The following is a 24,328-nucleotide window of genomic DNA, read 5'->3' as shown; positions in this document are numbered from 1 at the left end:
ATTTATCACTGGCCAGCTAACGCATTAATGATGAAATTGAGCAGGAAGATGACGAAAAACCAAACGGCGGCCCTCGGATGACCGGCTGCATACAGCGCTAAGGCTGCGAGCGCGAATACGATGACGATCATGAGTGTCTTCCATGCGCCTTCGATCGGTATCGAAGCTTTCGGCGCTAGATAAGTACCCCACACGAAGATCATGAGCACGGGCGCACCAATCCCTAATAGAAGGCGAAGCGGCAGATTTGAACCGGCATGGAAGCCCCAGTACCCGAGTGCCGCAACGGCGAGAAGCTCTAGGATGAACGTTAGGCCGAGATTTATCATTAATAAAATAGCCAAAATGAATCCCTCCTCCAAAGAGTCCTTTCAAAACTAATGTGGTTAGCTTTTACAATAACTAATGTTATTAGTTTTGTCAATGGGCGATAGTTACGTCTAAAACTCGTCATTCTCGGTAAAACTGCTAGAGAGATGCATAGAGTCGCGAGGCACAGAGCTGAGCGCGTTGCCCATTTTACGGAGGAGGGGATCTTGTGAAACAAATTCTACTTATTACAGACGGTTGCTCCAATGTCGGCGTTAGCCCGGTTGTGGCGGCAGCGCATGCGCATGCGGAAGCGATAACGGTGAATGTCGTCGGTGTAGTTGATAGAGGCGATGTTGGCGATTTTGGTGCGACGGAGATCGAGGAGATTGCACGAGCGGGAGGCGGCATGAGTCGGCTCGTGAATACGAAGCAGCTGTCGCAGACGGTGCAAATGATGACGCGCAAAACGGTCGTGCAGACGATACAGATGGCGGTCCAGAAGGAGTTAAAGCAGGTGTTCGGGCAAACCTCGATCGAGTCGCTCCCTCCAGAGAAGCGCGGGGAAGTGGTGCGCGTTATCGATGAGCTGGGCGAGACATCCAAGCTGCGCGTTGCGCTGCTGATTGATGCGAGTGCGAGCATGAAGCCTAAGCTAGCGGCAGTAGAAGAGGCAATCCGCGACCTGATGCTGAGCCTCCAATCGAGGCAGGGAGCCAGCGAGCTGTCCGTGTTCCATTTTCCAGGATCGGCTTATGGCGAAGATTGTACGTTGGATCTGGATTGGACGGATAACCTCGGCGGCGTGCAGTCGATCTTCCCAAAATTGCAGATGCGGGGCACGACGCCGACCGGCCCGGCGATTATGTCCGTCATTGATTTTTACCGCCAAGGGGATTATGGTAGAAAGAGTAGAGATGAAACGGACGGGATGATGAGTGACTACGTCGTTTAAATTCACCCTCGGCCGCGGTTCGGTCGTCACTGGCAAGTGGAAGGGGAAGCAATATCGCATCGAGCGGATGCTGGGAGAAGGCGCTAACGGCAAGGTGTTCCTTGTACAGCGCGACAAGGTGTGGTATGCGTTGAAAGCCGGCGCAGACGCTGTCGACCTTCAATCCGAAATTAATGTGCTGCAATCGCTGGATTTGCAGCGACGAATGAAACGGCCGGATACCGAGCCGTTTCTTGTCGATGTCGATGATTTGCTTATGCCCGACGGGCAGGAGTTCCCTTTCTATGTGATGCGTTATGTTCGCGGAGTGACGCTGTCGGATTATTTGGCCAGAGAAGGGCCGGAATGGTTCCCGTTGGTCGGGTATAATTTGCTGCGCAAGCTGTCTGAGCTGCATGAAGCGGGCTGGTCATTCGGGGACTTGAAGGTGGAAAATGTGCTCGTCGCCGAGTATGGTCGGGTCGAGCTCGTCGATTACGGCGGCGTAACCGGGTTTGGCAAAGGGGTTCGCCAGTTTACCGAAATTTATGACCGCGGCTACTGGAATGCCGGCAAACGGATGGCGGATAGCGGCTATGACCTATTCTCCTTTGCCGTGTTGTGCATTCAGCTGCAAGATAGCAAGCGACTGCTGCAGTTGACCCATCAACTGCTGCCGCAAAATCGCTCCCCGGAGGAGCTGCTGCGCTTGGCACAACTGCAGCCTGCGCTTCGCCCCTTTATGGGCTGGTTAAGCGATGCGATGGCGGGGCGCTTTGCGAATGCGCGCGAAGCGGCGGCTTCGTGGCAGCGGCTGGTCAGCCGTTCCGGGACGATGAAGAGCAGTCCGCCCGTGCCGGGCTGGATGAAAGGGCTGTTTATGCTGTCGGCAGGCGTTGCGGGAGCGGCTATCATTTGGCTGCTGTGGCTTGAATGGTAAGGCTTGCTCGGCTCGGCAGCCTGCTTTGCACAGGGCGAGCGTTTATTGAAAGGGAATGAGCGTTTATGGACGAGTGGATGAAGCAATTAATCGCGGCGCGCGATTCGGATCAGCTATGGCAGCAAGGGGATACGATCGTGATTGCAGTATCCGGCGGGCCGGATTCCATGATGCTGCTTCATCTCATGCATCGGATCGCGACGGCAGACAGACTGAAGCTTGTAGCTGCGCATGTCGATCATGGCTTCAGGGGAGCGGAGTCTACAGCTGAAGGGGAGCAGGTGCGCGCCTTCGCTGAACAGCTGGGTATTGCTTTCGAGGCTGTTAAGCTGGATATGCCGACATATATTGAAGAAACAGGTATGAACGGGCAGCTGGCATCGCGGCTGCGCCGATACGAATTTCTGCACCAAGTCGCCTCGCGGCATGGGGCGAATCGGATTGCGCTAGCCCACCATGCCGACGATCAAGCGGAGACCGTGCTAATGCGCATGCTGCGCGGCGCGGGGGCCGGAGGCCTTGCCGGCATTCAGCCCAAACGCCTTGATAAAAACGTGGAACTTATCCGTCCGCTACTTCGTATGTACAAGACGGATATTTTTCGCTACATCTCGCAATATGAAATTCCTTATGCCATGGACAGCAGCAATGAAAAACGGGACTATTTCCGCAACGAGATTCGATTGGATGTCATGCCTTACTTAGCCAAGTATAACCCGCAATTGCCGGTTTCGCTTAATCGGCTTGCCGAGCTGGCATCGGCGGAAGATCAGTGGATGAATGACGAGGCATCACGTGTTTTCAAGCAGCTGGTAACCTGCTCCAAGGGGATGGATTGCGAGCTCCACCGGGCAGATTTCGCTGGCCTCCCCGTCGCTTTACAAAGGAGATTGATTAAACTAATATTAGATTATCTCGCATTGGAAACAGCTGGCATGAAACTGTCGGAAACGGTAGATTTTGACCGGATTGAATCGATGCGAACTGCTGCACTTGCATCTTCTCCTACAACTTGGCGAATGGATGCCGGTAGCGGCGTAGTTTTCGTTAGAACGTATGATGTATTGCGATGGTCTGGCATGAACAGCCAGAGGCTGAGGCCTTGCTCGCCTTATATGTACGTCATTTCAGGAGCGGAAGGAATCTTGCAGGTTCCAGAGGGGGGAATGTCGTTTCGGCTGACGCTTTCAGCCGCAGCAGCAGAACGAGGGCCCTATCATGTCGCATTCGATGCGGATCAGCTTATGTTCCCTCTATCCATTCGCAATCGGCGTCCGGGCGACCGGATGCGAGTTATTGGATTAAACGGCACCAAAAAGGTGCAAGATATGTTCGTTGATCTGAAGGTGCCATCCTCCGATCGGGATCGGATTCCGCTGCTTGTCGATGCAGAAGGACAGGTGCTGTGGATTCCGGGAGCAAGACGGTCGGCAATCGCTCCGATAGGCGCGGCTACAGTGAACGTATTGCGCGTACATGCGTCGCCAATTGAGACGAACATTGAATAAGCAGCCCTTGTACGATCATACATATAAGTTACAAGCCCAAGCCTAGGCGAGGGAGCTGAAGCAGCCTATGCTGCAAACTTGGGCGTAAAGTCCAGAGCAGACGCATAATCGAAGCGAATGCTTACGAAGCAGCTTATGCTGCATATCTGGGCGTAAAGCCCAGAGCAGACGCATAATCTTTAGGAGGATTCAATTTGCTAAAAGATATCCAGGAAGTACTGTTTGATGCTGAAACAATTCAAAACAAGGTCAAGGAATTAGGCGAGCAGCTCAGCCAAGATTTCGAGGGGCGCAACCCACTCGTCATCTGTGTTTTGAAGGGCGCGTTTATATTTATGTCAGATCTGGTTAAACAATTAAGCATCCCTCTAGAAATCGACTTTATGGCGGTTTCCAGTTACGGGGCTTCTACCAAGTCGTCGGGCGTCGTGAAGATCATCAAGGATCTTGACGTTACGGTCGAAGGCCGTGAAGTGCTTATCGTTGAAGATATTATCGACAGCGGCCTGACGCTCAGCTACTTGATCGACGTGCTTGAGCGCCGTAATGCGAAGTCGGTTACGGTCGTTACGCTGTTCGACAAGCCTGCGCGCCGCACGGTTGACCTCGAAGCGGACTATACAGGATTCAGTCTGCCCGATGAATTTATCGTAGGCTATGGTCTTGATTACGCTGAGCATTACCGCAATCTGCCGTTCGTCGGCATCTTGCGTCCCGAAGTTTACACCAAGTAAAACTTATCTTAGCGATTCGCCTCTAGCATGGCTGTCCGCGCATTCTTGTGAAGGAAAGTCATGCTATGGTAAAATATTTAAAGCGTCTCGAGAGGAGGTTGGGGATGAATCGAATCATCCGGAACACTGGATTTTATTTACTTATTTTTTTGGTGACCGTGGGGATTGTCCAATTTATCAGCAGCCAGAACGACTCATCGTCGCAAATTCGATACGATGAGTTCCAGAAAGCACTCAAAACGGACAACATTGCAAGCTTAGAATTACAATTTGATGGCTACTCCTATTTGGTCACTGGTGAATATAAAAAACCGCCGGAAGCCAATGCAAAAAAATTCTATACCCGCACCAACGTTGATGAGTTCGTAACGAAGGAAATCAACGAGCAGGCGGAGCTTCACAACATCGAAATCAACTATAAGAAGATGAAGGGCGAGAGCATCTGGCTCACGTTCCTGACATCGATCATTCCTTTCGTGATCATCTTTATCCTCTTCTTCTTCCTGATGAATCAGGCTCAGGGCGGCGGCGGCAAAGTGATGAACTTTGGCAAAAGCCGTGCACGTCTGTACAACGAAGAGAAGAAGCGCGTTACGTTCGAGGATGTGGCGGGCGCGGATGAAGAGAAGCAAGAGCTTGTTGAGGTCGTAGAGTTCCTGAAGGACCCACGCAAGTTCGCAGCCGTTGGCGCACGCATTCCTAAGGGCGTGCTGCTAGTCGGACCTCCGGGCACGGGTAAAACGTTGCTTGCTCGCGCTGTTGCAGGCGAAGCCGGCGTACCGTTCTTCAGCATCTCCGGTTCCGACTTTGTGGAAATGTTCGTTGGCGTCGGCGCATCGCGCGTTCGCGATTTGTTCGAGAATGCGAAGAAGAACGCTCCGTGCATCATCTTTATTGACGAGATTGACGCTGTTGGCCGTCAGCGTGGCGCAGGCCTTGGCGGCGGACACGACGAGCGCGAGCAAACCCTTAACCAGTTGCTCGTCGAGATGGACGGGTTTGGCGCGAACGAAGGCATTATTATCGTTGCAGCAACGAACCGCCCTGACATTTTGGACCCGGCGCTTCTCCGTCCAGGACGCTTTGACCGTCAAATTACGGTTGACCGTCCAGATGTGAAAGGCCGCGAAGCGGTACTGAAAGTACACGCGCGCAATAAGCCGTTGTCCAAGGATGTTAAGCTCGATATTATTGCGAAACGTACGACAGGCTTCACGGGCGCAGACCTCGAGAACCTGTTGAACGAGGCAGCGCTCCTAGCAGCTCGCCGCAATAAGAAAGACATCGCTATGGTCGAGGTTGATGAAGCAATCGACCGCGTTATCGTAGGTACGGAGAAGCGTAGCCGTGTCATTAGTGACCGTGAGAAACGCATCGTGGCTTACCACGAAGCGGGCCATACGATCGTCGGCTACTTCCTGGAGCACGCGGACGCTGTTCATAAAGTAACGATTATTCCTCGCGGCAAGGCTGGCGGTTACGTCATCATGATGCCGAAGGAAGATCGGATGCTTGTTACGAAGCAGGAATTGCTTGATAAAGTTACGGGCTTGCTTGGCGGCCGTGTTGCCGAGGAGTTGTTCATCGGCGAAATCGGAACAGGCGCTTACAGTGACTTTAAGCAAGCAACTAGCATCGTGCGCAGCATGATCATGGAGTACGGGATGAGCGAGAAGCTTGGACCGATGCAGTTCGGCAGCACGCAAGGCCAAGTATTCCTTGGCCGCGATATCGGACACGAGCAGAACTACTCGGATACAATCGCGTACCAGATCGATCAGGAAATGCAGCGCATGATTAACGAATGCTACACGCGGGCGAAGAACCTCCTGACAGAGAAGACCAAAGAGATGCACTTGATCGCACAGACGCTGCTTAGCGAAGAGACGCTTGAGCTTGAGCAGATTAAACGTTTGATTGAGACAGGTTCCATCGATGGCGAGCTTCCTGAAGGCGAGACGATTCCTGCGGAAACGCATGCCGACGTGAAGATCGATACGATCGGCGGCGTGAAAGTTCGTATCCAGACGAAGGAAGCTGATGAGGCTGCACCTCCGGCGAGCGATACGACAGGTGAAGACGATGGAAATGGCGAAGGCGGGCCAGATCGGAACGCTTAAGCGATTCATTAGAAGAAGACTCAGCTCTATTGTGTGGGTAACCGCGCAATGGGCTGGGTCTTTTTGCTTATGTAGATAAGTAACGCTTTAAGTCCTAGTACCCCTATGGTAAACTTGTCCTATTATTGGGAGTGAGAATAAAGAACTAAAGATATGGGGGAGCGAAGCGTGCTAGGACAGAAGAAATGGAAATCAGTACTACTATTGCTTATTGCGGTAATGGTTCTATCAATAACGGCCATCCCAGGCGGGAATGCGTATGCGATGAACGTATGGGGCATTTATAAGGAAGCGCAGCAGTTAGAGGCCAAGGGGAAGTATACAGAGGCCATAGCGAAATATAAGATCATTGCCGCCGAATTTGTGAAGACACAGCAATATGGCAATGCGTCTAACATTTATCGTAACATCGGCGCGGATTACTCCATTCTCGGCAAGTACGATGATGCTGTGGCTAGCTGGGATTTGGAAGCATTGTATGCGGGCAAAGTGGGGCAGACGCAAATCAGCATCGCGGCCAAGCGCAAAGCGGATGCGCTCCGCAGCAGTGCGCAGCTATTCGTCGAAACGGAGGCAGCAAAACTCGGCAATACGAATTATCATCAAGCAATATTTGAGCCGAAGAATGGCGCCTTGATCGGCGCTTATGCCGAACTCGATCCGAAGGTGCATAATGCGAAGACGAGCAATCCGTTTTATACGGAGGGGTTTCCTCAGCTAACGGGCAAGAAGCATGCCGCTTATCTTCTGTATTTCACTTATGGCAATCCGCTCTCCTCATTGAAGAGCCATATTGAGGAAGCGCGGGCGAATGGAACCGCGTTACAGTTGGGCATTCAACCCATTAAGGGCCTGAACCAAGTTCAAGATGATGCGTATTTGCATCAGTTTGCTCAAGAGATCGCGGATGCAGGCATTCCTATTTTCGTCCGTTTCGCGAATGAAATGAACGGGGACTGGGTGCCATGGAACGGTAATCCGAAGCTGTACATTGAGAAGTTTCGGCTTGTGGCGAATGTGATTCATAAGACGGCGCCAGACAGTGCAGCTATGGTGTGGGCACCAGGCCAAATTCCGGAATATAATATTGAGGATTATTATCCCGGCGATGCTTACGTGGATTGGGTGGGAGTCAGCTTATATACGATCTTTAACCCAACGCTTGATCCGCTGAAGAAGGGCGAGGATCGCTCCAGCCATCTCGACAAGTTCGATTTAATCTATAAGCTATATGCGGACCGCAAGCCTGTATTTATCTCAGAAGGCGGCGTTTCATACATGTACCCGGAGAAGCTCCAGGATAAGACGGCTTGGTCTAGCTATCAGCTGAAGCAGTTCTATATGACGCTCCCTATGGTGTATCCGAAGGTAAAAGGGGTCTTCTACTTCGATAGCAATCACGACGCGTCAAATCGGGTCAAATACTATATGCTTTCGGCGAACGCGAAGCTGCTGGAGGCTTACAAGCAGTCGATTGCCAGCCCCTTCTACTTGAGCACGGTTGGCGACGAGTCGCCGATTGCTTACCGTAAGATTAGCGGTGCAACCGTGGAGGCGAGCACGCAGAAGGTATCAGCGTATGTAAAGTCATGGACGCCAATATTAAGCAAAGTAACGTATGAGATCGGTGGCAAGGTCGTTGCTGCGACTACCCAGCTTCCGTGGAAAGCTTCCATTAATTTTGCGGTCTATAAGGGGAAATCCATTACAGTTGTTGTTAAGGCCTACGATAGCAATGGCAAGCTTGCGACGACGCAAAAGGTACCCGTAACGGTTAAATGATTATCCTGGAACCAACAGTGAGCGCTATTTCCTTATATTGGGAGATAGCGCTCACTCCTCTGAAAAGGATGCGGCACACTCCGAAAAGAGGTAATATCCGGCGGTTTTCCCCTATTCCGCAGGGTCAACTAGAACAAATGGCGGTCTAATGCGCCAAATGGCTTACTCTAGCAATTGACAGTCCACGTCGCCACGTGTACATTTAAACTTAATCAATGAAACAGACATGATTTGTTCACACTATAACGGATGCGGCGGCTAAGTATGTGCACGAATTCACAAAGTACATCATATCCATATAAAAATGACCGCACGAAGAGGAGAGACACCCATGGAAGCATTGGCACTGGAACGCAAGGCGGAACAGAACCGCGAGTTGCGCGAACGCCTCATGCAGCTGAAGAAAGAGCGTAACGCCATTATTCTGGCCCACTACTATCAACGGGATGAAATTCAAGAGGTAGCTGATTTCCGCGGCGACTCCTTCCTGCTTGCACAGAAGGCAGCGGCGACCGATGCAGACGTTATCGTGTTCTGCGGCGTACATTTCATGGGCGAGAGCGCTAAAATTCTTGCACCGAACAAAACGGTACTCATTCCAGACGAGCGGGCCGGCTGCCCAATGGCAGATATGGTCAACGTGGACGGTTTGCGCAAGCTGAAGGCGCAGCACCCGAACGCGACGGTCGTTACTTATATCAACTCCTCGGCGGAGATCAAGGCGGAGACGGACATCTGCTGCACCTCGTCCAATGCGCTTAAGGTCATTAACTCCGTGGAGTCCGACGAAATCATTTGGGTTCCGGACAAGAATCTAGGGCATTACGTGCAGCAGCACACGGACAAGAAAATGATCATCTGGGAAGGCTACTGCAACACGCATGATATGCTGACCGTCAAAGATGTAGAGGAAATGAAAGCGAAATACCCGAACGCGCAATTCGTCGTTCATCCTGAGTGCCGTCCGGAAGTCGTTGCGCTTGGTGATTATGTCGGCAGCACGACGGGCATTCTCGAATATTGCAAAAACTCCGACTGCCAAGAGTTCATCGTAGGCACGGAGGACGGCACGGGTTACCAGCTGCGAGTGGACAGCCCGAACAAAACGTTCCATTTTGCGAACAAATATCTGGTATGTCCGAACATGAAGGTTAACAACCTGAAGAAGCTCGTCAAATGTTTGGAAACGATGCAGCCGCAAATCTATGTGCCGCCGACAGTAGCTGACCAAGCCCGCAAGTCGTTGGAGCGCATGCTGCAGGTTAAATAAGCGTCATTATTTTTATGCCTGGAGGCATCCATCTTATGATTCCATCATATTTAATTGACGTTCGACTGGACGAGTTGCCGGTTATCGAGAAGGACGTTATCGTCATCGGGGCCGGCATCGCCGGTCTTTTTACCGCTATTAAGGCGAGTAAAAGCGGCTCCGTGCTCATGATCACGAAGAAATCGCTGCTCGACAGTAATACACGATATGCTCAGGGGGGTATCGCCGCCGTAATTTCGGACGACGATTCCCCTGCTTATCATTTGGAGGACACGTTGATTGCAGGCGCGGGGCTATGCGATCATGACGCCGTGAATGCGCTCGTGCACGAAGGGCCAAGGGGCGTAGAGGATCTGATTCGCATGGGTACGCAGTTTGACTTGGAGAACGGCGAATTCGCATTAACCAAGGAAGGCGCGCATAGCCAGCGGCGGATTTTGCATGCTAACGGAGATGCAACAGGCTTTGAGATCGTGCGCGCATTATCGGAGAAGGCAGTTGCTAAAGAAGGCGTTGAGGTGTGGGACGATCATTTTGTCATTGACCTCGTGACCATTCAAGGCGAATGCTGCGGTGCAATTGTACAGAAGCCGGACGGCTCGCGCTTGTTCGTCCGCGGCAAGGCAACGATTTTGTGCTCAGGCGGTACGGGGCAGCTGTATCGTTATACGACTAATCCTGACGTGGCGACCGGTGATGGCATCGCGATGGCTTATCGTGCGGGTGCTTACATACGAGATATGGAGTTTCTTCAATTCCATCCGACATCGCTTTGTTACCCAGGGGCGCCGCGTTTCCTTATTTCGGAGGCTGTACGCGGAGAGGGCGCATACCTGCGCAATATCAAGGGCGAGCGTTTTATGCATAAGTATCATGAGCAGCTGGAGCTGGCGCCGCGCGACGTCGTAGCCAGAGCGATCGTGAGCGAGATGGAGGAAACCAAGTCTACCTTTGTTTACTTGGACATTACGCATGAATCGGAAGAAATGGTCAAGCATCGCTTCCCAACCATTTATGAAACTTGCCTCACCTACGGACTAGACCTGACGACAGACTGGATTCCAGTCGCGCCAGCGATGCATTATATGATGGGCGGCGTGAAGACGGATCTTAACGGTGAGACGAATATTAAACGCCTGTTTGCCTGCGGCGAAGTGTCATCTACTGGCGTTCATGGCGCGAACCGTTTGGCGAGCAACTCGTTGTCGGAGGCAATCGTATTCGGCAGAAGAATTGTAGAACGGATTGCGGAGCTTCCGCCTATTTCGGCGAAGCCGATCATTCATTATGAAGCCGAGCGAAGCGGCATTCCGATGCAGGCCGTCGTGGAACGCCGTCTAAAGCTGCAAAAGATTATGGTGCGCTATGCCGGTCTTCGCCGTGACGGCCAGGGGCTAGCCAAAGGGCTGGAGGAGCTGAAGCGGCAGCTGCCGATTTTCCAATCCGTACTGACCAAGCGCGAGGAATATGAATTCGCTAACCTGTTGACTTGCGCGCTGCTCACAACGGAATCGGCACTGGCGCGCGAGGAAAGCCGGGGGGCGCATGCGCGCGAGGATTTCCCGGAGCGGAATGACGAAGTCTGGCGCAAGCACACCGTGCTGCACCGCGATTACGGATTGACAGAGGAGCGGATTCACGATGTATGATTACGCATTGCGTGAACAAATAAGAGCTTGGCTGGCCGAGGATATCGGCATGGGCGACATTACGACGGAGACAACGATTCCGATCGGCAGCCGTTCCAAAGCGATCATCCACGTGAAGGAAGATGGACTAATTGCAGGCTTGGACATCGCCCGGCTCGTATTTGAAGTCGTGGACCCTGATATTGTATACACGGCGCTCGTTCAAGATGGCGATCGGGTCACGAAGGGGACGGTTATCGCCGCGGCTGAGGGCAGCACGCATAGCTTGCTGACGGGGGAACGGCTCGCATTGAACCTGATGCAGCGACTGTCGGGCATTGCGACGAAGACGCGCGCTTTCGTCGATGCGCTCGAAGGGCTCGGAACGCGACTCGTTGATACGCGGAAGACGACACCTGGGCATCGTATGCTGGAGAAATACGCTGTGCGCGTGGGCGGCGGCGCTAATCATCGCTTCGGTTTGTACGACGCTGTTATGATTAAGGACAATCATATCAAAGGCGCGGGAAGCATCCGTGCCGCAGTGACGGCAGCGCGTGCGCGCATTCCGCATACGATGAAGATCGAAGTGGAAACGGAGTCGATGGAGCAGGTGTATGAAGCTGTGTCCTGCGGTGCCGACATCATCATGTTCGACAACATGAGCCTGGAGCAAATGACAGAAGCGGTGCAGCGCGTCAAAGCAATGGCTCGCCATGTTATTACGGAAGCATCGGGCGGCGTTACGCTCGATACGGTGCGAGGCATCGCCGAGACGGGTGTCGATGTTATCAGTGTAGGCGGTCTGACATATTCGTTCCAAGCGCTGGATATTAGTCTGGACTTGAATGAGAAGAAGGGCGGGGCATCGGCGTGATTTTGGTTATTGATGTAGGGAATACGAATATTGTACTCGGCGTATACCAAGGCAAGGAGCTTCTGCATCATTGGCGAATCAGCACGAACCGCTCCGCAACTGTGGATGAGTATGGCATATCGATTAACAATTTGTTTCAATTTACGGGCTTGTCGCTTGAACGAATAGACGGCGTTATTATATCGTGCGTCGTCCCTCCGCTGATGCGGACGCTAGAGCAGCTGTGCATCAAATACATGCGCAAAACGCCAGTTGTTGTTGGTCCGGGCGTGAAGACAGGGCTGAACATCCGTTACGAGAATCCGCGCGAGGTGGGCGCCGATCGGATCGTTAATGCGGTAGCGGGTATTGAAAAATACGGACAGCCGCTAATCGTCGTCGACTTTGGAACAGCTACAACCTTCGATTACATCGATTCTTCGGGCAGCTACCTTGGCGGCGCGATCGTGCCGGGCATTGGCATTTCAACCGAAGCGCTGTACCAGCGCGCAGCGAAGCTTCCTCGCATCGAGCTCGTTCGGCCGAAGAGCGTCATCGGGCGCAACCCGATAACGTCGATGCAGGCGGGCATTATTTTCGGCTACGCCGGGCAAGTGGATGGCATCGTGCGTCGCATTCGTACCGAATTTGGCGTGAAGCCCCGCGTTATCGCGACAGGCGGCCTTGCAGAGCTGATTGCGGCGGAATCGGAGACGATCGAAGAGGTTGATCCATTGCTGACGCTCGAGGGGCTTCGCATTATTTTTGAACGGAATCAAGAAAGCGCAGCTGCAAGCGAGCAATAAAGAACGGAATCGGCTTAATCGAGTTTCTAGAACGAATCAAGCAAGGGAGGCATCCATGATGGAAACGCAGAACGATATATTGATAAGAGGTACAGCGTGGGGCGGCCGCATTCGGGTGTTCGCGGTTCGTGCGACGGAGCTTGTTGGCGAATTGCAGCGCCGGCATGGGACGTTCCCGACTGCCACCGCGGCATTTGGACGGACGTTAGCAGCGGGCGCCATGATGGGCGCAATGATGAAGGGCGAGGAAAAGCTCACGATTCAGATTAAGGGTGACGGACCAATCGGCCAAATCGTCGTCGATGCGGATGCCAAGGGCAACGTTCGCGGTTATGTAGATCACCCGCAAGTGCACATGGCAAGCAACTCGCAGGGTAAGCTGGACGTGGCGGGAGCTGTTGGCCGGACCGGCTACATTCATATTATTAAGGACCTCGGGCTAAAAGAGCCGTACCGCGGCAGCTCGCCGATCGTATCGGGTGAGCTCGCTGAGGATTTCACGTATTACTTCGCAGTATCGGAGCAAACGCCTTCCGTCGTAGGGCTTGGCGTATTGGTGGATACAGACGGATCCGTATTGCATGCAGGCGGCTATATCGTACAAGTACTGCCGGGACTGACGGAGGAAGAGCTTACGCGCTTGGAGCAAGCGGTGAGTACAATGCCGCCTGTTACAGCGCTGCTGGATCAGGGCGAGACGCCGGAAGAGATTTTGAAGTTCCTTGTCGGAGACGACCTGACGATACACGACACGACGGATATCCATTTCCGCTGCCGCTGCTCGCGCGAGCGCACAGAGCGGACGCTGATCAGCATGGGTCAGCAAGAGCTGCAACAAATTATTGAGGAAGACGGAAAAGCCGAAGTCGTGTGCCATTTCTGCAATGAAGCGTACGCGTTTGATCGTGAGCAGCTAATCGAGCTGCTTGAGCAAGCGAAGCCGAAGCCGCTCCAATAACCGAAAGGCTTGAGGAAATGAAGAAAGACCGAATGCTGCGAGGGTTGGTGTCCCTGCAGGCTGTATGTATGATCGTGGTGGCGATCGTGGTCACGACGCACTATGTGCCCTTTTTGAATAAGCCCAAGCCAGCCGAGGGCGGCACAGGAGGAGCGGACGAGCTTTCGCGTGAGGAAGGGAAAGTGTTGGCCATCATTGGCGGGAAGCCGATTACGGAGCAGGATTTGACGAAAGAGCTGCATCGGCAGTACGGCGCTTCGATGCTGCGGACGATGATGCTGCACGAAGCGGTCAAGCTTGAAGCGGCGGCCCAAGGGTTAACCGTGACGGCAGAGCAGCTGTCTGCGGAGCTTGCTCGAACAATGGAAGGGTACGGATCGGAAGCTGAATATTATGAGGAAATGCAGGAGCAGCTCGGCTTGTCGCGGGAAGACGTTCAGGCTGACGCGGAGTATCGGCTGTTATTGGAACAAATCGCAACCCGGGCGATAACCGTAACCGACGACCAGATTGATGAATACTTGGCGGAGCACGCCTCAGAGTTCACAGGCGTAACGGAGCTGAAGCTCCGCTGGATTTTGACGGGAACGCGTTCGGATGCAAATGACGTCATAGAGAAATTGAGCGACGGCGAAGACTTTGCGCTAATGGCAAAGACCTATTCCATTGACGCTTTCACCTCCGAGCAAGGCGGCGACCTGGGGTATATTGAAGATAATGACCCCTTAGTCGAGGCTGCGTTGTTGGATGCTACGCATTCGCTTGATGTTGGTCAAGTAACAGGACCGGTAAAAACCGAGGGCGGCTATGCGATCATTCGGTTAGATGAGCGGCGGGAGCGGGAAGGCATGGCGCTCGGCCAACGTCGCGAGGAAGCCCGCCGGCAGGTTTCGCTGGAGCAGGCTAGGCCGTTGCCCGAGGTGGAGGATGAGCTGCTTCGCAAATACGGCGAAGATAAGCGCAATCCCGCGGCCCCGTAGGGGTTGACGGAAAAGTAAGTGTTGACAATTGTAAATGGCATTGATAAGATGTAGACAGGTAAAACCAACTGAACTAGTCGGAATAAGGAGGCAGTTTATCAATGGCAAAGATTGTTCAAAGTGTTACAGAATTGATCGGCGATACGCCGCTCGTACGTCTGAATCGCCTTGTGCCTGAAGACAGCGCGGAGATTTATGTTAAGCTTGAGTATCAGAATCCGGGTGCTAGCGTTAAAGACCGGATTGCAATCAGCATGGTAGAAGTAGCTGAGCAACAAGGTATTCTGAAGCCGGGTGACACGATCGTTGAACCGACGAGCGGTAACACGGGTATCGGTCTTGCTTTGGTAGCAGCTGCTAAAGGATATAAAGCTATTCTCGTTATGCCAGAAACGATGAGCATCGAGCGCCGCAACCTGCTTCGCGCTTACGGCGCGGACCTCGTGCTTACGCCAGGATCGGAAGGCATGAACGGCGCTGTTAAGAAAGCAGAAGAGCTGGCGCAAGAAAACCCTAACTACTTCATGCCGCAACAGTTCAAGAACCAAGCAAACGTGAAGGTGCACCGCGAGACGACGGGTCCTGAGATCGTAGAAGCAATCAACTCGCTTGATGGCAAGCTGGACGCATTCATCGCCGGCATTGGCACGGGCGGTACGATTACGGGTGCAGGCGAAGTGCTCAAGCAAAACTTCTCCGACATCAAAATCTACGCTGTAGAACCAGCGGCATCGCCGCTTCTGTCGGGCGGCAAGCCAGGTCCTCACAAAATTCAAGGGATCGGCGCTAACTTCGTGCCTGATATCTTGAACCGTGAGATTTATGATGGCATCATTACGGTAGAGAATGAAGATTCGTTCGAAACAGCACGTCGTGCTGCTCGCGAAGAAGGCATTCTGTGCGGTATTTCGTCCGGTGCGGCGATCTTCGCAGCATTGCAAGTGGCTAAAGAATTGGGCAAAGGCAAACGTGTCGTAGCCGTCGTTCCATCCAATGGCGAACGTTACTTGAGCACGCCGCTGTTCAACTTCGAGAACTAATACGCAGTCATAACGAATAACGAGCCTCCATTCCTCGGAATGGAAGGCTCTTTTTTGTGAATACTGGCTATATCGTCTGCGGCAGTTGCTTTTCTTTTGCTCCATCATTCTGTATACTAGGCGAAATAGATGGATGGAACGGGGGTTGAAGGTGATGTTCACCGCTTGGAAAGAGTGGCAACGGTGGCACGCCGAGCGTGCCTATTCGACGCTGCCGGTATTGCATAAATTGTCGTTGAACGGCGCGGGCAACAAGATTGCTTCATGGAAAGCGGCATGGCAGGATGCTGATGCTTACTCGTTTGTATTTGAAAGCGGCAAGGGCGGGCGATATACGTATTTGGGCCTGCATCCTTCATCCGTTATTCAAGGCAAGCTGCAATCTGCCCAATCCATCGATTGGTCGGGCGCTGCCTCGGATCCTGCACAGGAGAGGCGGTTGGCGGACACAACGTCATGGGAAGGTGCGCCGCTGGATGTTGTAAGGCGATGGATGGCGCCATATCGGGGGCCGAGGGTAGAAGGGGGGCCTGCCTGGACGGGGGGCTGCGCGGGATTTTGGGGCTACGACGTCATTCGAACGATTGAGCGTCTGCCTGAGATCGCAAGCGATGACCTCGGGGTACCGGATTACTTGTTCATGCGGATGGACGAGCTGTGGGTCATTGATTTAGAAGAGGATGCCTTATACTGTGCGGCGCATACCGCTATTCCGGAGCATGCCACTGAACAGGATCTGGAGACTTTATATGAGCGTGCGGTGCAGCAAACAGCGGCGATGGCCGATTATTGGCGGACTCGGTTTAGCGATGAGCCGAGGATGGAACCGCCGGGCTTCTTGACGCGTGAAGAGCGGCTAAGCAAGCTGGCTTCCGAATCGCTTACCATCGATGTCGAGTCGGTGGCGGATACGTTTTCCCCTTTTGAAAAGGAAGCTTACGAAAATGCCGTGCGCAAAATCCAGCAGTATATCGGCCAAGGCGACGTATTTCAGGTCAATTTGTCGCTTCGCCAGAGCAAACAGACCGCTGTATCGCCAGAGGAGCTCTACGAATGGCTGCGGGTCGTCAACCCTTCGCCTTATATGGGCTTTCTGCGCTGTCCGGATTTTCAGCTCGTTTCGGGCTCGCCGGAGCTGCTGGTCGAGCTGAAGGACGGGGTGCTGGCGACGAGGCCGATTGCCGGCACGCGCCGAAGAGGGCAAACGCCCGAAGAGGATGTGGCAATGGAGCAGGAGCTGCTCCATACCGAGAAGGAACGGGCGGAGCATATTATGCTGGTCGACCTTGAACGGAATGATTTGGGTCGAATCGCCAGCTATGGATCGGTACACGTCCCGGAACTTATGGTCATCGAGCGTTATTCCCACGTGATGCACCTCGTATCGCAAGTCGAAGGCCGGATTGCGCCGGGCAAAGATGCTTTTGATGTCATTGCGGCAACGTTCCCGGGAGGGACGATTACGGGTGCGCCCAAAATCCGTACGATGGAAATCATCGAAGAGCTTGAACCGACTAGACGAGGCCCGTATACGGGCTCGATGGGATGGATTGACTACTGCGGGAATATGGAATTTAATATTATTATAAGAACGATGACCGTGCGCGATAACGTCGTTCATATTCAGGCGGGCGCAGGAATCGTGATCGATTCCATTCCGCAGCGAGAATATTATGAGTCGCTTAGCAAGGCTAAGGCGCTCTGGAAGGCGATTCAGCTTGGCGAACGGTTTCATGATCAGCCAGACAAGCAAACCAAGCATGAGGGTAAAGCTGAGCCGGGGGCGCTAAGCAGCCGCTTATTATAAAGGAGGTCATCGCTATGATACTGGTAATCGACAATTACGATTCGTTTACGTACAACCTGGTACAGTACTTGGGCGAGCTAGGGCAGGACATCGTTGTGAAGCGCAACGATGAGATCGGGTTGGATGATATCGCGGCGATGGCGCCCGATCATATTCTGATTTCGCCGGGGCCGTGCTCACCGAATGAGGCAGGCATTAGCTTGGCGGTCATTGACCGATTCAAAGGAGAAATCCCGATATTTGGCGTTTGTCTTGGCCACCAATCGATCGGACAAGCATTCGGCGGCGATGTTGTGCGTGCAGAGAAGCTGATGCATGGCAAAACATCCGAGATCCTGCATGATGGGCGCTCTATCTTCGATGGCATACCGTCGCCATTCATTGCGACTCGCTATCATTCCCTAATTGTGAAGCGCGAGACGCTTCCCGATTGCTTGGAGATTACGGCAGAGACAGCAGAAGGCGAGATTATGGGCCTTCGCCACAAGGAGTATCCGATCGAAGGCGTACAATTTCATCCGGAATCGATTATTACCGAGAACGGCCTGACGATGCTCCGCAATTTCCTCGCTCTACGAGCAGGCGCAGCACGATGAAGGTCGGGTACAACGGTTCCGTCATACATGCGGAGGAAGCTGTGGTCGGCGTATTCGACCACGGCTTTTTGTACGGAATGGGGCTGTTTGAGACGTTTCGTACCTACGGTGGGCGTCCGCATTTGCTTGATGCCCATTTGCAAAGGTTGAGAGAGGGATGCGAAGCGCTTCGTATTCGGTATTCGCCTGATCCTTCTCAGATTGAGAGCTGGCTAGTCGCAGTTATGAAAGCGAATGAGCTTACGGATGCGTATGTCAGGCTTACCGTCTCCGCAGGAGATGGCGGGCTCGGGCTGCCGGCCGGTGATTATGAACAGCCGAACGTTTGGCTACTCGTCAAGCCATTGCCGCCAACGGCACCGCAACTGTACGAGACAGGACGGGAATTGCGGCTGCTGCGCACGATCAGGAATACGCCTGAGGGCGATATTCGTTTAAAATCGTTGCATTACATGAATAATATTATCGCAAAGCAGGAGCTGCAGCTTTCCGGGGCATCCCCGGGTGCGGAAGGGCTGCTCTTATCGAAGGAAGGCTGGCTTACGGAAGGCATCGTCAGCAATTTGTTCTTTGTGCGCAATGGCATCATCTGTACCCCGTCCTTATTAACCGGCATATTGCCGGGCGTGACGCGCGCCCATGTGCTGACCTTGGCGGAGCAAGCAGGCTTCGTGATCGAGGAAGGCTTGTATCGGTGGGATGAGCTGTTGGATGCGGATGAAGTATGGGTGACGAACTCGATACAAGAGCTCGTTCCTGTTACGAGCCTTGCAGATGGGGCAGGTAATTGCGCGCCAATAGGCGATGGTACGGCTGGTCCCGTGCTGCGCAAGCTGCTGAAGCTTTATCGAAGCTTTTAGAAGGGAAGTAAGGCGATGACTCCTAAAAAACACATAGTGCGATTGAGCGGAGGCGTGCAGCTGGAGCTTGGCGCCAGAACCTTAATCATGGGCATTCTGAACGCTACCCCGGATTCCTTCTCCGATGGGGGCCGCTATGATACCGTTCAGGCGGCGGTGGAGAGAGCGAAGCAGATGGTCGCCGAAGGTGCGGATATCCTCGATATCGGAGGCGAATCTACACGGCCGGGTTATGTGCCAGTACCGGAAGAAGAAGAGATTCGCCGCGTGGTGCCAGTCATTCATGCCATTCGTCAGGCGCTGCCTCACATCCCGCTGTCCATTGATACCTACAAGCCGGAGACAGCCCGTCAATCCCTAGCGGCAGGAGCGCATATCATTAACGATATTTGGGCGCTTAGGCATGATCCACGGATGGCTGTTGCAGCAGCGGAATTTGAGTGCCCTGTCATTCTGAACCATAATCGGCCGGATCGTAATTATACGAATTTTGTCGGTGACGTCATTGCTGATCTGCAAGAAAGCATTCGTATTGCGCACGCCGCAGGAGTGCGGGATGATCGCATATGGCTCGATCCGGGCATCGGATTTGCTAAGGACTATGACGAGAATATAGCGATGATGGGCAGGCTGACGGATTTGGCCGAACTCGGCTACCCTGTACTTTTAGGAACATCTCGCAAAGGGTTCATCGGCCAGGCGCTGGGCGGCGTGCCTTCCCATGAGCGGGTTGAGGGCACGGCGGCCACTGTATCCATCGGTATTATGCAGGGCTGCGGGATTGTTCGCGTGCATGATGTCCAGGCGATGAAGCGCGTATCGCTTATGACTGATGCGATTGTTTATCGGGATCGGGGCAAGGGCTAACTATACTTGATCAGGCAAGGGGGGTTCTTATGGATACGATGACGTTGAAAGGCATGCAATTTTTTGGCTACCACGGGGTTTTCGCTGAAGAAAACAAGCTCGGTCAAAAATTCGGCGTAGAACTCGAGTTGAAGCTGGATTTGTCGCGGGCAGCCGAAGAGGACAACCTGGATGCAACGGTCAATTATGCAGAGCTTCATGCGTTGACGAAAGCTATAGTAGAAGGGCCACCCCTCAAGCTCATTGAAGCGCTGGCGGGTGCCATTGCATCTAAGTTGCTGCAGACTTATACTATTCTCAATGAAGTGACGGTTCGTGTCACGAAGCCGAATCCGCCTTTTGAGATTCATTTTGATGGCGTGACAGTGGAGCTTCGCAGAAAGCGGGATGAACATGGTACAATCGTTCCCGTCTGATTTAGCGGGTTCAATAGAGGGATATGTCGCGCTCGGCTCCAATTTGGGGGACAGAGGCGAAACGTTGGAGCGTGCAATAGAACGGCTCGCAGCACATGAGGATATTGTTGTTGAGCGGGTGTCGGATGTATATGAAACGGATCCAGTGGGGTATACGGATCAGCCTGCATTTTTGAATATGGCAGCGGCGATTCGCACCCGGCTTGGCCCGGAAGAGCTGTTGGACGCGCTGCAAGCGATCGAACAGCAGCTGGGGCGCGTGCGCCTTGTCCGTTGGGGACCGCGCACGGTAGATCTCGATTTGCTGATGTACGGCGATATATCCCAAGATACGGAGCGTCTCACCCTTCCTCATCCCCGGATGATGGAGCGGGCGTTCGTACTGGTGCCGCTTCGCGACGTGCTTACAGAGACGCATCCGCTGTATTCAGCGGTGGCAGAATCAGCTAACTTGGCTTGTCGGGACGGAAAGGAAGGCATCACTAGATGGAAAACGATCAATTGGCACAGCGCATCCGCGCATTTCGAAAGTTAAAAGGCTTTACGCAGCAGCAGCTCGCCGAACGGTTGTCCGTTTCGGTGGCGGTGCTTGGTTCACTAGAGCGGGGCACGCGCAAGCCCGACCCCAAGCTGCTTGCTAACATTGCAGAGACGCTTGGCATCGATTATGACGAGCTTACGCAGGTCGGCAAGGCGCATTAAAGGAATGGAACCGACGAACAAGGAAACGGCCAGCTTTTACGTGGAATGCGAAAGGAGTATGGAGTAGCATGCTAAAAATCGGAAATATCGAGATGAAGAACAACGTGGTGCTTGCGCCGATGGCTGGTGTTTGCAATCCGGCCTTTCGTCTTATTGCGAAGGAGTTCGGCACGGGTCTTGTTTGTGCGGAAATGGTGAGCGATAAAGCGATCCTCCACGGCAATAAGCGCACGCTGGAAATGCTGTATGTTGACGAACGGGAGAAGCCGCTTAGCTTGCAAATATTTGGGGGCGACCGCGAATCGCTCGTCGAGGCAGCGAAGATCGTGGATAAACAGACGAATGCCGATATCATCGACATTAATATGGGCTGTCCGGTGCCGAAGGTAACCAAATGCGATGCTGGCGCGCGCTGGCTGCTCGATCCGAATAAGATCTATGAGATGGTATCCGCGGTGACAGAAGCTGTCGATAAACCGGTAACGGTCAAAATGCGTATCGGCTGGGATGACGAGCATATTTTCGCTGTTGAGAACGCTCGTGCAGTGGAACGTGCAGGCGGCAGCGCTGTAAGCGTGCATGGCCGGACCCGGGAGCAATTGTATACCGGCAAAGCGAATTGGGATATTATTAAAGAGGTCAAGGAAGCCGTATCCATTCCGGTTATCGGCAATGGCGACGTATTCACGCCTGAGGATGCTAAGCGCATGCTTGATCATACGGGCGTAGACGGCGTTATGATTGGACGCGGGGCGCTCGGCAACCCGTGGATGCTCTATCGAACGATTCAATATTTGACCAACGGGGAACTGCTGCCTGATCCGACACCGAAGGAGAAAATGGAGATCGCCATCCTTCACATGGATCGCCTTGTTTCACTGAAGGGCGAATCGACGGCTGTGCGCGAGATGCGTAAGCATATGGCATGGTACATGAAAGGGCTGCAAGGCTCTGCTCGTATCAAGGATACCATTATGGAAGAGACAAGCCGTGACAAAATGGTCGCGATTCTGAATCAATATATTGAATCTTTACCGGAAGATGCAGGCGCTGTAAAAGCAGCCAATTGGACCGACGGCGAAGCCGCGGCGCAATGAGGAATCCGTCATTCCGCCAAGGCTGGCTTTGATTGACATTTGATGTGATACTGCAATATAATCAAGCAATATAAATGGGGCAAGCGCTTTTATGGAGCCGTTGAACGGCTAACATCATCAGCGACTTGTGTAATATATTAAGTAATAGTGAATTCATACAGGTATCATGGATGTATGAAAATACTTCACGTGACAGGAGAATCACAAGATGGGCGATAAAGAGGTTATTCTGACTCAGGACGGGTTGAGAAAGCTAGAAGAGGAACTCGAAAACCTCAAATCGGTAAAGCGTCGTGAAGTGGCAGAGCGGATTAAAGTTGCCATCGGCTACGGTGACATCAGTGAGAACTCGGAATACGAGGATGCGAAGAACGAGCAGGCTTTCATCGAAGGTCGCATCATCACGCTTGAGAAAATGCTGCGCAACGCGCGTATCATCAACAACGATGAGATCGATACAGAGACGGTTAGCATTGGTTCGACTGTTTCGGTTGAAGACTTGGAATTCGGTGACACAGTGGACTATACAATCGTCGGAACGGCTGAGTCCGATCCGTTGAATAACAAGATCTCTAATGAAAGTCCAGTTGGCAAAGCAATTTTGGGTAAAAAAGTTGGCGCTACCGTAGAAGTAAGCGTCCCGGCTGGCGTCATTCAGTATAAAATTCTCGAAATCAAAAAATAAGGTTTTCGTGCGACCCACTCGAAAAAGCTTCCCTTGGAAGCTTTTTCGTTCGTAAGAAACCGGTAGGAGTGGTTATCTGTGGATCAGCAACAACAAGAGTTACAAGAGCAGCAAGAGCTAAGCGAGCTGTTACAAATTCGCCGCAACAAATTGGACGAGCTTCGCGCGCTAGGCGTCGATCCGTTCGGAAGCAAATTCGAGCGTTCGCATGTGGCGAAGGACATTCTCGACGCGCATGAGGAGACAACGAAGGAAGAGCTTGAATCCCAACAAATCGAGGTTGCGCTTGCAGGCCGTATCATGCAAAAACGCGGCATGGGCAAAGCCTCTTTTGCGCATATTCAAGATTTGACGGGCAAGATCCAAATTTATGCGCGCAAAGACACGCTTTCGGAAACAGAGTATGCAGCATTCGACCTGCTCGACATCGGAGACATTGTAGGCGTTCGCGGCGTCGTATTCAAAACGAATACAGGCGAAACCTCGGTAAAAGCCAAGGAGATCGTCGTTCTGACAAAATCGCTGCTTCCGTTGCCGGACAAGCATCATGGCCTCAAAGACGTCGAGCTTCGCTACCGCCAGCGGTACGTGGATCTTATCACTAACCCTGATGTGCAGCAGACGTTCATCGCGCGTTCGCGCATTATCCAATCGATGCGCCGTTACCTTGATTCGCTAGGCTATCTTGAAGTCGAAACGCCTACCCTGCATGCAATTGCCGGCGGAGCTTCTGCGCGTCCATTCATTACGCATCATAACGCGCTCGACATGCAGCTTTATATGCGTATTGCGATTGAGCTTCATCTGAAGCGTCTTATCGTGGGCGGTTTGGAGAAAGTGTATGAGATTGGCCGCGTTTACCGTAACGAAGGCATTTCAACACGTCATAACCCTGAATTTACGATGATCGAGTTGTATGAAGCGTACGCTGACTACAAAGATATCATGGCGTTGACGGAGAACCTCGTGAAGCATATCGCCCAAGAGGTGCTCGGCACAACCGTTATTGATTATCAAGGAAGCGAAGTCGACCTTGGCACGCCATGGCGCCGGGTTTCGATGGTGGACCTCGTTAAAGAAGCTACAGGTGTAGATTTTGCAGCTCAAATCTCGAATGAAGAAGCACACGAAGCAGCACGCCAGCACAAGGTGCCAGTTGAGAAGCACTGGGCAGCGGGTCATATCCTTAATGCATTCTTTGAGCAATTCTGCGAGCATACGCTTATTCAGCCAACGTTTGTTACGGGCCATCCTGTGGACATTTCGCCATTGGCAAAGAAGAACGAGCAGGATCCGCGTTTCACGGACCGTTTCGAGCTCTTTATTGTAGCGCGCGAGCACGCGAATGCTTTCACGGAGCTTAACGATCCAATCGATCAACGCGAGCGCTTCGAAGCGCAGCTGCTTGAGCGCGAGCATGGCAATGACGAAGC

24 protein-coding genes (1 of these 24 only partly in view) are annotated in these 24,328 nt (G+C 52.9%); 23 read left to right on the top strand and 1 reads right to left on the bottom strand.

Annotated elements, in window-relative coordinates; all coding sequences use genetic code 11:
* Positions 1-5: 5 nt before the first annotated feature.
* Complete coding sequence (locus PAECUDRAFT_RS10780) at positions 6-344, bottom strand: YrdB family protein (protein ID WP_006038126.1); 339 nt, start codon at positions 342-344, stop codon at positions 6-8.
* Between the two features lie 194 nt (positions 345-538).
* Here PAECUDRAFT_RS10780 and PAECUDRAFT_RS10775 point away from each other — a divergent pair, with 194 nt between their 5' ends.
* From PAECUDRAFT_RS10775 to lysS, 23 genes are all read left to right on the top strand, one after another.
* The gene (locus tag PAECUDRAFT_RS10775) at positions 539-1,264 is read left to right on the top strand and encodes a vWA domain-containing protein (protein WP_006038125.1); all 726 of its coding nucleotides are present in this window, start codon (positions 539-541) and stop codon (positions 1,262-1,264) included.
* Positions 1,248-2,183 carry a serine/threonine protein kinase gene (locus PAECUDRAFT_RS10770; RefSeq protein WP_006038124.1) on the top strand — a complete coding sequence of 312 codons (936 nt, stop codon included), beginning with the start codon at positions 1,248-1,250 and terminating at the stop codon, positions 2,181-2,183. Before PAECUDRAFT_RS10775 ends, PAECUDRAFT_RS10770 begins: the two co-directional genes overlap by 17 nt.
* Positions 2,184-2,248: 65 nt before the next feature.
* Entirely contained in the window at positions 2,249-3,691 is a 1,443-nt protein-coding gene (gene tilS, locus PAECUDRAFT_RS10765; RefSeq protein ID WP_006038123.1) for a tRNA lysidine(34) synthetase TilS, read from the top strand.
* A 194-nt stretch (positions 3,692-3,885) separates the two neighbouring features.
* Entirely contained in the window at positions 3,886-4,425 is a 540-nt protein-coding gene (gene hpt, locus PAECUDRAFT_RS10760; protein ID WP_006038122.1) for a hypoxanthine phosphoribosyltransferase, read from the top strand.
* Positions 4,426-4,529: 104 nt separating this feature from the next.
* Complete coding sequence (gene ftsH / locus PAECUDRAFT_RS10755; protein WP_006038121.1) at positions 4,530-6,545, top strand: ATP-dependent zinc metalloprotease FtsH; 2,016 nt, start codon at positions 4,530-4,532, stop codon at positions 6,543-6,545.
* Positions 6,546-6,713: 168 nt separating this feature from the next.
* Positions 6,714-8,327, top strand: a complete 1,614-nt coding sequence (locus PAECUDRAFT_RS10750; RefSeq protein ID WP_006038120.1) for a glycoside hydrolase family 26 protein — start codon at positions 6,714-6,716, stop codon at positions 8,325-8,327.
* A gap of 331 nt (positions 8,328-8,658) precedes the next feature.
* The gene (nadA, locus tag PAECUDRAFT_RS10745; protein ID WP_006038119.1) at positions 8,659-9,597 is read left to right on the top strand and encodes a quinolinate synthase NadA; all 939 of its coding nucleotides are present in this window, start codon (positions 8,659-8,661) and stop codon (positions 9,595-9,597) included.
* Between the two features lie 35 nt (positions 9,598-9,632).
* Positions 9,633-11,246 carry an L-aspartate oxidase gene (gene nadB / locus PAECUDRAFT_RS10740; RefSeq protein WP_006038118.1) on the top strand — a complete coding sequence of 538 codons (1,614 nt, stop codon included), beginning with the start codon at positions 9,633-9,635 and terminating at the stop codon, positions 11,244-11,246.
* Positions 11,239-12,102, top strand: a complete 864-nt coding sequence (nadC, locus tag PAECUDRAFT_RS10735) for a carboxylating nicotinate-nucleotide diphosphorylase (protein WP_006038117.1) — start codon at positions 11,239-11,241, stop codon at positions 12,100-12,102. Before nadB ends, nadC begins: the two co-directional genes overlap by 8 nt.
* Positions 12,099-12,887 (top strand): type III pantothenate kinase, encoded by a 789-nt coding sequence (locus tag PAECUDRAFT_RS10730; protein WP_006038116.1) that lies wholly within the window; start codon positions 12,099-12,101, stop codon positions 12,885-12,887. Before nadC ends, PAECUDRAFT_RS10730 begins: the two co-directional genes overlap by 4 nt.
* A gap of 58 nt (positions 12,888-12,945) precedes the next feature.
* A complete protein-coding gene (gene hslO / locus PAECUDRAFT_RS10725; RefSeq protein WP_040712146.1) occupies positions 12,946-13,845 on the top strand; it encodes an Hsp33 family molecular chaperone HslO in 900 nt (299 codons plus the stop codon).
* A 17-nt stretch (positions 13,846-13,862) separates the two neighbouring features.
* On the top strand, positions 13,863-14,825 hold the full coding sequence (locus tag PAECUDRAFT_RS10720) for a peptidylprolyl isomerase (protein ID WP_006038114.1): 963 nt from the start codon (positions 13,863-13,865) through the stop codon (positions 14,823-14,825).
* A 101-nt stretch (positions 14,826-14,926) separates the two neighbouring features.
* Positions 14,927-15,865 (top strand): cysteine synthase A, encoded by a 939-nt coding sequence (cysK, locus tag PAECUDRAFT_RS10715; RefSeq protein WP_006038113.1) that lies wholly within the window; start codon positions 14,927-14,929, stop codon positions 15,863-15,865.
* 133 nt (positions 15,866-15,998) lie between these two features.
* Complete coding sequence (locus tag PAECUDRAFT_RS10710) at positions 15,999-17,672, top strand: anthranilate synthase component I family protein (RefSeq protein WP_233516750.1); 1,674 nt, start codon at positions 15,999-16,001, stop codon at positions 17,670-17,672.
* A 14-nt stretch (positions 17,673-17,686) separates the two neighbouring features.
* Positions 17,687-18,268, top strand: coding sequence for an aminodeoxychorismate/anthranilate synthase component II (gene pabA, locus PAECUDRAFT_RS10705; RefSeq protein WP_006038111.1), 582 nt, complete (start codon positions 17,687-17,689; stop codon positions 18,266-18,268).
* On the top strand, positions 18,265-19,128 hold the full coding sequence (locus PAECUDRAFT_RS10700; protein ID WP_006038110.1) for an aminotransferase class IV: 864 nt from the start codon (positions 18,265-18,267) through the stop codon (positions 19,126-19,128). Before pabA ends, PAECUDRAFT_RS10700 begins: the two co-directional genes overlap by 4 nt.
* A 15-nt stretch (positions 19,129-19,143) precedes the next feature.
* Positions 19,144-19,995: a dihydropteroate synthase gene (folP, locus tag PAECUDRAFT_RS10695; RefSeq protein ID WP_006038109.1), complete on the top strand. Its 852-nt coding sequence runs from the start codon at positions 19,144-19,146 to the stop codon at positions 19,993-19,995.
* Between the two features lie 29 nt (positions 19,996-20,024).
* Complete coding sequence (gene folB / locus PAECUDRAFT_RS10690; protein ID WP_006038108.1) at positions 20,025-20,411, top strand: dihydroneopterin aldolase; 387 nt, start codon at positions 20,025-20,027, stop codon at positions 20,409-20,411.
* Positions 20,389-20,946 (top strand): 2-amino-4-hydroxy-6-hydroxymethyldihydropteridine diphosphokinase, encoded by a 558-nt coding sequence (gene folK, locus PAECUDRAFT_RS10685; RefSeq protein WP_006038107.1) that lies wholly within the window; start codon positions 20,389-20,391, stop codon positions 20,944-20,946. Before folB ends, folK begins: the two co-directional genes overlap by 23 nt.
* Positions 20,898-21,113, top strand: coding sequence for a helix-turn-helix domain-containing protein (locus tag PAECUDRAFT_RS10680; protein WP_006038106.1), 216 nt, complete (start codon positions 20,898-20,900; stop codon positions 21,111-21,113). Before folK ends, PAECUDRAFT_RS10680 begins: the two co-directional genes overlap by 49 nt.
* 68 nt (positions 21,114-21,181) lie before the next feature.
* Positions 21,182-22,210 (top strand): tRNA dihydrouridine synthase DusB, encoded by a 1,029-nt coding sequence (gene dusB, locus PAECUDRAFT_RS10675; RefSeq protein ID WP_006038105.1) that lies wholly within the window; start codon positions 21,182-21,184, stop codon positions 22,208-22,210.
* A gap of 208 nt (positions 22,211-22,418) precedes the next feature.
* On the top strand, positions 22,419-22,895 hold the full coding sequence (gene greA / locus PAECUDRAFT_RS10670) for a transcription elongation factor GreA (RefSeq protein WP_006038104.1): 477 nt from the start codon (positions 22,419-22,421) through the stop codon (positions 22,893-22,895).
* Between the two features lie 78 nt (positions 22,896-22,973).
* Positions 22,974-24,328, top strand: partial view of a lysine--tRNA ligase gene (gene lysS / locus PAECUDRAFT_RS10665; protein WP_006038103.1) — the 5' portion only. The gene runs 163 nt beyond the window's last position; only the first 1,355 of its 1,518 coding nucleotides appear in the window; the start codon lies at positions 22,974-22,976; its stop codon lies beyond the right edge, outside the window.

This window comes from Paenibacillus curdlanolyticus YK9 (assembly GCF_000179615.1).
GTDB classification, from domain to species: domain Bacteria; phylum Bacillota; class Bacilli; order Paenibacillales; family Paenibacillaceae; genus Paenibacillus_T; species Paenibacillus_T curdlanolyticus.
Note: the sequence above shows the minus strand (reverse complement) of the source record. Positions and strands in the feature narration are given on the sequence as shown.

What these genes read in the sequence shown, in the direction of transcription:
- tilS (WP_006038123.1), top strand. Translation starts at nt 2,249, where the DNA reads ATGGACGAGTGGATGAAGCAATTAATCGCGGCGCGCGATTCGGATCAG.
- ftsH (WP_006038121.1), top strand. Translation starts at nt 4,530, where the DNA reads ATGAATCGAATCATCCGGAACACTGGATTTTATTTACTTATTTTTTTG.
- nadA (WP_006038119.1), top strand. Translation starts at nt 8,659, where the DNA reads ATGGAAGCATTGGCACTGGAACGCAAGGCGGAACAGAACCGCGAGTTG.
- nadB (WP_006038118.1), top strand. Translation starts at nt 9,633, where the DNA reads ATGATTCCATCATATTTAATTGACGTTCGACTGGACGAGTTGCCGGTT.
- nadC (WP_006038117.1), top strand. Translation starts at nt 11,239, where the DNA reads ATGTATGATTACGCATTGCGTGAACAAATAAGAGCTTGGCTGGCCGAG.
- hslO (WP_040712146.1), top strand. Translation starts at nt 12,946, where the DNA reads ATGGAAACGCAGAACGATATATTGATAAGAGGTACAGCGTGGGGCGGC.
- PAECUDRAFT_RS10720 (WP_006038114.1), top strand. Translation starts at nt 13,863, where the DNA reads ATGAAGAAAGACCGAATGCTGCGAGGGTTGGTGTCCCTGCAGGCTGTA.
- cysK (WP_006038113.1), top strand. Translation starts at nt 14,927, where the DNA reads ATGGCAAAGATTGTTCAAAGTGTTACAGAATTGATCGGCGATACGCCG.
- PAECUDRAFT_RS10710 (WP_233516750.1), top strand. Translation starts at nt 15,999, where the DNA reads ATGGAACGGGGGTTGAAGGTGATGTTCACCGCTTGGAAAGAGTGGCAA.
- pabA (WP_006038111.1), top strand. Translation starts at nt 17,687, where the DNA reads ATGATACTGGTAATCGACAATTACGATTCGTTTACGTACAACCTGGTA.
- PAECUDRAFT_RS10700 (WP_006038110.1), top strand. Translation starts at nt 18,265, where the DNA reads ATGAAGGTCGGGTACAACGGTTCCGTCATACATGCGGAGGAAGCTGTG.
- folP (WP_006038109.1), top strand. Translation starts at nt 19,144, where the DNA reads ATGACTCCTAAAAAACACATAGTGCGATTGAGCGGAGGCGTGCAGCTG.
- folB (WP_006038108.1), top strand. Translation starts at nt 20,025, where the DNA reads ATGGATACGATGACGTTGAAAGGCATGCAATTTTTTGGCTACCACGGG.
- folK (WP_006038107.1), top strand. Translation starts at nt 20,389, where the DNA reads ATGGTACAATCGTTCCCGTCTGATTTAGCGGGTTCAATAGAGGGATAT.
- PAECUDRAFT_RS10680 (WP_006038106.1), top strand. Translation starts at nt 20,898, where the DNA reads ATGGAAAACGATCAATTGGCACAGCGCATCCGCGCATTTCGAAAGTTA.
- dusB (WP_006038105.1), top strand. Translation starts at nt 21,182, where the DNA reads ATGCTAAAAATCGGAAATATCGAGATGAAGAACAACGTGGTGCTTGCG.
- greA (WP_006038104.1), top strand. Translation starts at nt 22,419, where the DNA reads ATGGGCGATAAAGAGGTTATTCTGACTCAGGACGGGTTGAGAAAGCTA.